The organism is Streptomyces sp. NPDC097981 (genome assembly GCF_040302565.1).
Lineage (GTDB): Bacteria > Actinomycetota > Actinomycetes > Streptomycetales > Streptomycetaceae > Streptomyces.
Map to the genome: position 1 here is coordinate 1 of NZ_JBEORW010000105.1, position 8,927 is coordinate 8,927.

Annotated in this window: 11 protein-coding genes and 2 pseudogenes; 1 reads left to right on the forward strand and 12 read right to left on the reverse strand. The window is 68.5% G+C overall.

The features are described 5' to 3' along the window. Nucleotides 1–128: 128 nt before the first annotated feature. Nucleotides 129–599 carry a Fic family protein gene (locus ABTY04_RS39445; protein ID WP_352218257.1) on the reverse strand — a complete coding sequence of 157 codons (471 nt, stop codon included), beginning with the start codon at nt 597–599 and terminating at the stop codon, nt 129–131. An 85-nt stretch (nt 600–684) separates the two neighbouring features. Further along, nucleotides 685–1,425, reverse strand: coding sequence for an ATP-binding protein (locus ABTY04_RS39450; protein ID WP_352218258.1), 741 nt, complete (start codon nt 1,423–1,425; stop codon nt 685–687). Between ABTY04_RS39450 and ABTY04_RS39455 the strand changes: the two genes are divergently transcribed. Further along, a complete protein-coding gene (locus ABTY04_RS39455; protein ID WP_352218259.1) occupies nt 1,357–1,764 on the forward strand; it encodes an NUDIX domain-containing protein in 408 nt (135 codons plus the stop codon). The genes ABTY04_RS39450 and ABTY04_RS39455 overlap by 69 nt on opposite strands. Here ABTY04_RS39455 and ABTY04_RS39460 read toward each other — a convergent pair. The 10 genes and pseudogenes from ABTY04_RS39460 to ABTY04_RS39505 all read right to left on the reverse strand — a co-directional run. Beyond that, nucleotides 1,758–2,186, reverse strand: coding sequence for a DUF6262 family protein (locus tag ABTY04_RS39460; RefSeq protein ID WP_352218260.1), 429 nt, complete (start codon nt 2,184–2,186; stop codon nt 1,758–1,760). The two genes, ABTY04_RS39455 and ABTY04_RS39460, sit on opposite strands and share 7 nt — an antisense overlap. After that, on the reverse strand, nt 2,183–2,836 hold the full coding sequence (locus tag ABTY04_RS39465; protein ID WP_352218261.1) for a tyrosine-type recombinase/integrase: 654 nt from the start codon (nt 2,834–2,836) through the stop codon (nt 2,183–2,185). The genes ABTY04_RS39460 and ABTY04_RS39465 overlap by 4 nt, the downstream gene beginning before the upstream one ends. Beyond that, nucleotides 2,833–4,338, reverse strand: a complete 1,506-nt coding sequence (locus ABTY04_RS39470; protein WP_352218262.1) for a site-specific integrase — start codon at nt 4,336–4,338, stop codon at nt 2,833–2,835. The genes ABTY04_RS39465 and ABTY04_RS39470 overlap by 4 nt, the downstream gene beginning before the upstream one ends. Beyond that, nucleotides 4,328–5,512: a tyrosine-type recombinase/integrase gene (locus tag ABTY04_RS39475; protein WP_352218263.1), complete on the reverse strand. Its 1,185-nt coding sequence runs from the start codon at nt 5,510–5,512 to the stop codon at nt 4,328–4,330. Before ABTY04_RS39475 ends, ABTY04_RS39470 begins: the two co-directional genes overlap by 11 nt. 101 nt (nt 5,513–5,613) lie before the next feature. Beyond that, nucleotides 5,614–5,979: an ATP-binding protein gene (locus ABTY04_RS39480; protein ID WP_352218264.1), complete on the reverse strand. Its 366-nt coding sequence runs from the start codon at nt 5,977–5,979 to the stop codon at nt 5,614–5,616. Between the two features lie 9 nt (nt 5,980–5,988). Further along, nucleotides 5,989–6,300: pseudogene (locus ABTY04_RS39485) on the reverse strand (Mu transposase domain-containing protein); the annotation flags it as partial. A 3-nt stretch (nt 6,301–6,303) separates the two neighbouring features. Next, nucleotides 6,304–7,170, reverse strand: coding sequence for an NmrA family NAD(P)-binding protein (locus tag ABTY04_RS39490; RefSeq protein ID WP_352218265.1), 867 nt, complete (start codon nt 7,168–7,170; stop codon nt 6,304–6,306). 52 nt (nt 7,171–7,222) lie between these two features. After that, a complete protein-coding gene (locus ABTY04_RS39495) occupies nt 7,223–7,684 on the reverse strand; it encodes a hypothetical protein (protein WP_352218266.1) in 462 nt (153 codons plus the stop codon). Between the two features lie 118 nt (nt 7,685–7,802). Then, nucleotides 7,803–8,321, reverse strand: a complete 519-nt coding sequence (locus tag ABTY04_RS39500) for a MarR family winged helix-turn-helix transcriptional regulator (RefSeq protein ID WP_352218267.1) — start codon at nt 8,319–8,321, stop codon at nt 7,803–7,805. Between the two features lie 32 nt (nt 8,322–8,353). Continuing rightward, nucleotides 8,354–8,830: pseudogene (locus ABTY04_RS39505) on the reverse strand (transposase); the annotation flags it as partial. Nucleotides 8,831–8,927: the final 97 nt, after the last annotated feature.

Here is an 8,927-nt window from a genome sequence, read left to right on the forward strand (position 1 = left end):
CCGTCGTACGTCAGGCTGGCCGGGAGTCACGGGTGCCGAGGCAGGAACATCATCGTGGCGCGCTCTCCCTCCTCAGCATGACTCCTTCAGCCGCGACTGCAACCGGAACTCGCGCGGCACGACACCCGTCAGGACGGCACCCTTCCACGGGTGGTTGCCCGGCGGTGAGTGGCGCGGATCAGTACGGTGACCAGAGCCGCCAGGTCGAGTGCGCCGTCCGGGTCGTCCGCGTAGCGGGTGGTCTGCAGCGGCCCCACTTCGTCCAGGCGTACTCCTTCCGCTTCCAGGACGTGGGCGAGGACCAGCAGGGCCAGGCGGGCGTTGCCGTCCGGGTAGGAGTGGAAGAAGGCGATGTCGAGATGAGCCCTGGCCGCACGGGCGTGCAGGGGGACCGACGGGTCGGCGTTCTGGTGCAGGCAGGCGGCGAAATCCTGCCAGGTGTGGGGCGTGAGCCCGTATCGTTCCCGGCCATCCTTGGCGAAGGCGTCGCTCTGGCGCAGATGCACCTCGTTCCCCCCGAGGACCAGCTTCTGCCAGCCGGCGAGAAGGGCCGGGGTGAGCGACTCTCCTCGTGAGGCGGCAGTGCGGGACAGGGTCATCGCGGCGAGCAGCCGACCGGCGTGTCAATGCTCCCGCAGAATTGAGCACGCTTCGCTCCCGCAGAATTGACCCTCTGGGGTTGGTTCAGTCGCGGTGTGTGCGGTTCTCCTTGGCGAGGAGTTCGCGTCGTTGGCGGGTGCGGTAGGAGTCGCCGGTGAGGGTGAGGACCTCGGCGTGGTGGACGAGGCGGTCGATCATGGCGGCTGCAACGACGTCGTCGGAGAAGGTATCTCCCCAGCGTCCGAAGGGCAGGTTCGAGGTCACCATGACCGAGCCCTGTTCGTAGCGGGACGCGATCAGCTGGAAGAACAGGTTCGCGGCGTCCTGGTCGAAGGGGATGTAGCCGACTTCATCAATAATGATCAGTCGGTAGCGGCGGATCTTCTTCAGCTCGGCCTCAAGGCGGCCGGCCTGGTGGGCCGTGGCGAGGCGGGTGATCCAGTTGCTCGCTGTGTCGAACAGGACGGAGTGCCCGGCGTGGGCCGCCTTGACCCCGAGGCCGATGGCGAGGTGTGTCTTGCCGATCCCGGGCGTTATCGAGGGTTTGGTTCGAGATTCGGCATATTGCCGCTGGGTGGGACCTTCATGAGATCGATGTGACGTGGCTGCGTTGTCAGTGCAGCCTCGTATGTTGGCCCGATGAGTCAGAAGGTGGTCGATGAGCGGGCCGTCGAAGCGGCGGTGAACGACGCTGAACAGGCGATAGCCGAGTTCGACGGGGCCTGCCGGTGGCTGACTGCTGCCCGGCGGGGACCGATGGAGCCTCTTGGAGCCGAGGTCTGGGTGTTCGACAAGGATCTTGCCCGGGTGGTGTTGGTGAAGCACCGCTGGCGGGGTTGGGTTCCTCCGGGCGGGAGGGTCGAGGCCGGGGAGACACCGCGCGAGGGCGCCATCCGGGAGCTTTTCGAGGAGACGGGCCTTCGGGTGGAACCGCTGCCTGAGCCGGCAGCGGTTGCGGTTCGCTCCTATCACCCGGACTTGCCGGTCACGCTCGGGCTGTCGTATGCCGCCGTCGTTGATGCAGCGGCCTCGTTTGTTCCGGAGGCCGGGCAGCCGGTGGCTTGGAAGAGGTTGGACGAGGGATGGGAGAGCTGTTTTCCCGATGATCTATCCCGGATCCGTCAGCATGCCACGTGGTTGGCTGATCGGGTGGGCCGTCACTGAGGGGCTGCTGCGGTTCCTCCGCGACGGGCGAGTTCGCGGCGGAGGTCGAGATTCTCGCCGTGGGCTTGTTCGAGCGCGTCTCGCAGAGCCTGTACTTCTTCGCGGTGCAGCTTCTTCAAGCGGGTGATCTGACTGGTCAGCGCGAGGGCGAGGGTGCTCTGCCCGTCGGCTGGAGGGGTCGGTGCGGGAACCGGTTGGGCTTGGGCCCGTAGCCGTTCGATGCGTCCCCGCAGGTCGGGGTGGTTATAGAGGAACGCATGGGAGACGGCGGCCTCGCGCTGGACGGCCTGGAAGGTGATCGGCTCACCGCGTTTGACCAGCGTGCGGATCGCCTTCTCGGCGGCCTCCTTCTTGGCCTGGGACTTCGCCTTCGCGGCGGTGGCGAGTGTCTGGGTGCGCTTGGCGCGAGCGTCGTCGGTCATGGCCGGGTCCTTCGGTGACGGTCGAGGTCGAGGGTGAGCGGGACGGGGCCGGTGGGGGCGGCGCCGCAGCCGGCGCCCTGGACGGCTCGGTCGGGGGTGGATTGGAGGGTGTCCAGCAGCTTCATGAGGGCCGCGTGCTCGGCCCGCCGTTGCAGCAGCCAGACGTTGTCCTCGGGCATCGGACGTCCGTGCCGTTCCTGGAATGCGGTGGTGCTGCGGTTGATCAGGGCCTCCGTCTCGGTCAACTGCCGTTCCAGCGCGTTCTGGTGGGAGGCGTCGGTGACGAAGACCGAGCAGGTCAGGCAGGCATTTCCTTTGTCGCAGGTCTGCAGCGGCGGCAGCATGCACCAGCCGTGGGGCAGGAAGCGGTCGGCGCGGTTGAACAGGTGGAGGCTGTCGTGGTCGTCGCGGGAGAAGGCGACGCGGCTGCCGTCGGCCCGGAGCTTGGCGGTGGCCAGGAATGCCTGCTCGGCGTGTTCCTGGCGGGCGGCGACGTAGTGCATCGACATCGTCGGGGTGGCGTGTCCGGCATAGCGCATCAACACGTGCACCGGCAGGCCGAGTTCGGCGAGACGGGTCAGCTTGGTGTGTCGGAAACGGTGGGTGTGGCTCAGGCCGATGGGCTTGCCCTTGCCGTCGGTGATCTTCACGATTTTGCTGAACTCGCGGAGCATCCAGTTGTAGCTGCCGGACGGGTAGGGCTTATCGCCCTGACGGTTCCCGGTCCGCTGAAGGAACAGACGCCGCGGGGTGATGTCGGGGAAGTGCTCGCGGACCCAGACCCGTTGCTCTTCGACGACCGCGACGACTTCCTGGTCGACGAGGATGGTGTCCGGCGCGATATCGATCTTGCTCTGGGCATAGTGGAAGCGGGCGATCTCCTCGCCCTCGGCGGCATCGGCCGCCCGGTCGGGGCCGGTGAGAGGCAGTCGAAGCGGCAGGTGCGGACCTCGCTGGAGCGTCGCCCGGTGAGGATCTGCAACAGGATCATGCGCATGGCCTGCGGGTCGTCGAAGCCTCGAGCGGTGACCTCCTGCCCGTCGCCGCGGGTGAACGTCAGCCGTTCGTCGCGGCCGAGCCCGAGCAGGGGCAGGGCCGCGGGGATCTGGGCGAGGGCGTGGTCGTCGACGTAGTGCTCGTCGTTGAGTTCTCGCTGGTGCGGGATCCGCGAGACCTGGCGGAACCAGCCGGCCGCGTGGGCGTCGGTGACCCGGGACCACGGGTAGGGGCCGAGGATCTGGCGGGCCTCGGCGGGGTTGGCCGCGACGAACGCGAAGAGCTCCGCGACAGCCCGCAGGTCGTCGTTGATCATCCGGGGATGAACGGGACGGTTCGCGAATCGCTGTTCGGATCGGCGAAGGAGCCGGTTGGCGGGGTCGGCGTCCCAGCGGCGGAAGGCGGCAGCGAGCTCGACCGCGTGGGCAGGATCGCCCAGGACATCGAGCGGGTCGGTGAAGGTCTCCAGCCACCGGCCGAACCGGGTGAAGCACCGCATGCGCTCCTGGCTCACCGTGGACCAGCGCAGGACGCCGGCCTCGAGCTGAGTGCCGAGATACCACTTGACCGCCTCCCGCAGCCATCGGTGGCTGATCGTCGAGGGGGAACAGCCGTAGTGGGCCTGCGGTTCGTGCTCCGCGAGCGGGATCCGGGGATCGCAACGGGGGTGCCATTCGTCCAGCTGCCACCAGGCTCCGTCCGTGCAGCGGGCCATTAGGGCCAGGCGGGAGAACCGGAAGATCACTCGAAGTCGGGCGATGCTGCCGTGAGGCGGGAGCCGGCCCCAGCGGGTGGCATAGAACCACCGCTGCAAAGCCAGGGCTGCCTCGGCGTCCATCGCCCGGATCGAGGCTGGGAAGGGATGCTTCTCCCGAATCGCCCGACGCAGAATGTTCGCGAGCTGATTGGTGCCCAGCACCGCGGAGCGGGTTCCGTCCAAGGCCTGCCAGTGCGCCATCCAGGCCAGTTCGGCAGGCATCGGATCGGGCAGTCCGCGCAGGTCGATCCGGCGGTCGCCGTTCTCGGTGATCCTCTTCCAGTCCTCGATGCCGTCGCCGATCACCGGCCCCTTCCAGGGGGCAGGGAGCTCGGACCACAGCCGCCAGATCGGGTCCTCGGCGGAGAGAGCGTGGAGATGGCGCGGTTCACCGGGCATCGCTCACCTGCCAGGCGGAGGCGTACGACTTCCAGTTCGCCGCGGCCCGCAGGGCCTCGTCTTCCCGCACCCAGCCATAGAGGTCGAGGGTGGTCTGGACGTGCGCATGCCCGAGCCGGCGGGAGACCACCCACTCCGGCGTCCCGGCCAGCAACAACGCGGTCGCGTGAGTATGCCGGAACCAGTGCGGGGTCCAGGACGCGGGGCCGATTCCCTTCTTGCGCAGGGCGGCGGTCTTGTCCCGCACCGTCCCCTCCTTCAGCGCGGCCAGCAGCGGCGGCCGGTCCAGATTCACCAGCAGCGGCGAGTCCGAGCTGATTTCCAGCCCGGTGCCTGCGGCACGGACTGCGAGATGGACGAGGTAGTCGGCAAACAACCGTTCCAGGTCGGCGCCGACATAGACGCGCCGAGGGCGCATCATCTTCACCCTTGCGCCGTTCGCGTTGTCCTCGCGCGGGACGACCTCGACATACGGAGTACTGCCGCGGCCCATGACGAAGTCCCCGATCCGCAGGCCGAGCACCTCACCGAGGCGCATGCCGGTCTCCGCGAGCAACGCGAACAGCAGGCGGTCCCGCAGATTTCCCGCCCACTCGCCGCCGGCCTCCGGCCTCGCGCAGCCGTCCAGGACCGCCTGGATCTCGGACGGCAACAGGAGCGGTGGCCGCCCGCGATGGCGATGACGACGCACCCTCACCAGCGACGACGGCCCAGGTGTGGAACGGGCATCCAGGTGCGCGAGCAGACCGCGGGCCGGAGCCCGGCGAGGCGCCCCGCGCATCAGCCGGCCCGCGACCGGCACGGAAAAGACTGCCTCCTGCCAGCGATAGAAGGAGATCAGCGCGGCCAGCCGGGCCTCCAGCGTCTCCGGCGCCGGGGCGTCCTTCGGGACGACCAGGGCATGTTCGACCGTGCGGCCGTTGCGCAGCCAGGACAAGAACCGCGCCACCGCCGGGACCCCGACATCGGCCCAGGCCGCGGTCTCCTCGCGCTGTTCGAGGAAGGTCCACCACTGGGCCAGCGAGGTCGCATAGCCCCGGACGGTGTTCGGCGACCACAACAGCCGGTGGGCCTCCAGCCACTCCTCCACCGGAGCGACCGTCCGGTACTTCTCGTCGACCACGGTCCACGTCCGCCGTCCGCCCGAGGGCAGGACCGCCAAGCTGAGTGCCACTGATGCCGTTCCGTCTCGTTGAAGAACTCCCGTTGATAGCAGTGCATCAACGACACAGAACGCTCACGGTGACGCTCGTCGCAGACAGAGAATCGAGGAGCTCACGCCCCGCTGATAACGGGTGGCCCCAGCAGGACCACGTTCTCGGCCTTGGAGACGAACGTCCCGGTGGCCAGGTGCGCGAGGACGTCGCGGCGCATCGAGGGCAGGTGGTCGAGGTTGAAGTCCTCGAGGGTCTTGACCTGCGGGAAGTGGGCGGTGCGGATCCGCATCACGGTGCCCTTGGACTCGCGGTCGGCGACCTGCCGCTGCAGCAGGGCGGCCAGGTATTCCTCGTGGGACCAGTTCTCATCGCGGGCCTGGGCGGCCAGGTCCTCCCAGCAGGCCCCGATCGTCGGGGTCTTCAGGACCCGGGTCAGGTAGGCGATCATGGACGGCAGGCCGTCCTTCGGCATCGTGGTGGCCATGGTCATATGTCACTTCGCTTCTGTTGACGGCTGGTCGAAATCGACGCCGAAGAGGGCGTCGTAGTCCGGCAGGGGCCGCAGGGCGACGATGTGCCCGTCAGTGTGCTGCCGTGTTGCTGCCTGGCGCCGGTGGCGGTCCTCGGCCAGGGCCTGGCGCATCCGCTTGACCGTGGCGGCATGGGCGGGATCGGTGACCACGGCCTGCTTGGCCCAGGACCGTTCGTGGCGGGCGACGACCTGGCCGTCGCAGAACACCACGACGTCCTCAAAGGACGCGGTGACGTCGACGAACCGGCGGGGCGGGGCAGACGGTTGGGCGGTCGGTCAGGCGGTCTTGGTGAACGTGTGGAGATGTTCGCGGAGGAAGGTGTGCAGTGTCCTGGCGGGGCGGCCGAGGATGGTCTCGATGGTGTCGTTGGGAGATTCCGGGCGGGCGATGGCCAGTTGCTGGATCTCTACCACGTGGCTGGCGAGCCAGGGCGGCATATGTGCGGTGGACAGGAGGTGGCTGTGGAACTCGCTCGGTGGCAGGTCGATGTAGCGAACGGGGCGGCAGGTCAACTCGCCGAGTAGACGGGCGAGCTCGGGTTGGCTGAAGGGCCGCGGGCCGGTCAGGGTGTAGGTGGCGCCGGCAAGGCTGGGGCGCAGGAGGGTCTCGGCGGCGACGTCGGCGATGTCTCGGACGTCGATGTAGTTACAGGGTGCCTCGCGCATGGCCCCGATGAGTACGCCCTCGGCGATCGCTGGGGCGTTCAGGAGCAGCTTTTGCATGAATGCGTAGGGCCGGAGCAGCGTAGCCGTCATTTCGGTTGTCGCGAGGTGTTCCTCGACCTGCCAGTGGCTGCGCGAGATGGCCACCGGTGAGGCGGGCTCGGCTGCTGGGGCGGAGAGTTTGACCACGTGCCGTACCCCGCAGTGGGATGCGGCGTCTATCACGTTGGTCTCCAGCTCGGCTTGACGCGGGCTGTTGGCCATGGCGAGGAACAGTTGCGTGGATCCCTCGAACGCGTCGCGGAGCGTCTGAGGGTCTGCGGCGTCCGCACCGACGATCTCGACTGGCGTGTTTGTGCCGATGGCGGCGCGCAGATTGTCGGGCGTACGGCTGACGGCGCGGCAGGGGACTTCGAGTTCGATGAGCCGCCGGAGCAGGGCGCTGCCGGTGGCGCCGGTGGCGCCGATGATGGTGATCACAGTGTGCCTTTCGTGGGTGAGGGGTCTGGAGAATCGGGTGGGAAGGGCTGGGTCAGGCCTGTTGCCGGGATGTCGTGCCGTGCCACCGCCAGGTGACGATGGCGGCGGCCAGGCTGGCCGACAGCGGCAGGTCGATCCGCAGCCGCTCCAGCCATCCGGCATCGGGCACCGGTGTGTGCGACGGCAGCCAGTCGGATCCGAACCATCCGGCCAGGCCGGCGATTCCGGCCGCTGTAATGGCAAGTCCGAGGGTGAGTACCGGTCGCGGCGCCGAGGCTGTCCAGCGTCGGGGGCGGCCACGGCGGTGCAGCCATGCGCCGACGATGCAGGCCACCAAGGCCGATGTGGCCCCGATGGAAGTGAAGGCAGCCCTGGTCAGTTCGGGCTGGCCGCTGAGGAATCCGCCGAGCCCGGCGGTGAGCGCGGGGGCCAGGTAGGCGGTCGCGACTTCCTTCCACAGGGTGAACGGACGCGTGGCGAAACCGCGCTGGGCGGTTCTGGGAGGGCGACTCATGTGACTCCTCGAAAATAATTAGCTGGCTAACTAGTTGATTAGGTAGCTAACTACTTGGGTGTGGGAAAGGGTGCCGCGCGGTCGAGACAGCCGCCCACGCGCGGAAGTGATGCCGCAGCTATTCGGCAGTCAATGCGCCGATCCGCTGAGTGATCCGCTCCAGGAGGTCGAGGAACAGCCCGCGTTCGCCGGCAGCCAGTCCACCGACCAGCGCCTCAAGCCGTGCGAAGTGGTCCGCGGCCATATCGCGCAACCGCTGGCTGCCGCGCGCTGTGAGTACGACTACTGCGCCCCGCCCGTCCTCCGTTGAGGCGCGGCGAGCCACCAGACCCTCTCGCTCCAGGCCAACGACCAGGCCGGTCACTGTGGCGCGCGAGACGCCAAGACTCTTTGCGAGCTGCGACGGCGACTTCTCCCCGTCACTGTCCTCGAGATCCACCAGGAGGCGGTAGCGCCCGGTCGACAGCCCGGAACGCGCAAAGTGCACTTCGGACGCCCGGTCCAGGCGCGCCCCGGCAGCCATCAGGCGCACCGCGACAAGCACCGCCTGCGGGTCGGCCTCAAGCCCGTACCGCGCGATCTGCTTCCGCGCCTGTTCGAGCGTGGGTGCAGCACGGTTCGCATCCTCGTCACTCATGAGAAGTAATATGGCGGCTAACTATCTGCCAGTCAAGTCGCCGAGAGCCTCGCAGCCGCAGACTCCGGACGGCTCCGCCCCCGACTACAGCCCGCCGCGCCCGGGGGCCTCACCGCAGACCTGGTCATCGGTGCCCTGAACGAGCGCGACATGCCCGGTCGTCTGCGGTCCCCGGCCGACATTTGCGCGCGGCTGTCTTTCGGCACCCGTATCCGAGGCAGGGCGCCAGACACCGGGCGCCAGACACCGCGCCGCCTCCTCCTCCTCAGCCGGATCGCGTCCAGCAGGGCGGTCCATAAGGTGCGGCCGGTCTCCAGGGCGGCGACGATTGAGTAAGGCCAGCCAGGCACCATCTGGTGCTTGCCCAGGCCACGGCCGAAGGTGTGGCAGAAGGAGCGGTCCGAGCAGGTGTCGGCATCCGGCCGAAGCCACGGGGAGACGTCCACGGCCAGCACCAGGCGGCCATCGCTCGCCCGGGGCAGCGGCACGCCCGCCAGTGCACGACGGAGCACTAGCCTCCCTGTTTCGCTTCGAGTGGCTGAGCTGGTGTGCAGTGGTGGTTCGGTTGCTTCTCGTCGGCGGGCATGGCCGAGGCCCGACGCGCGG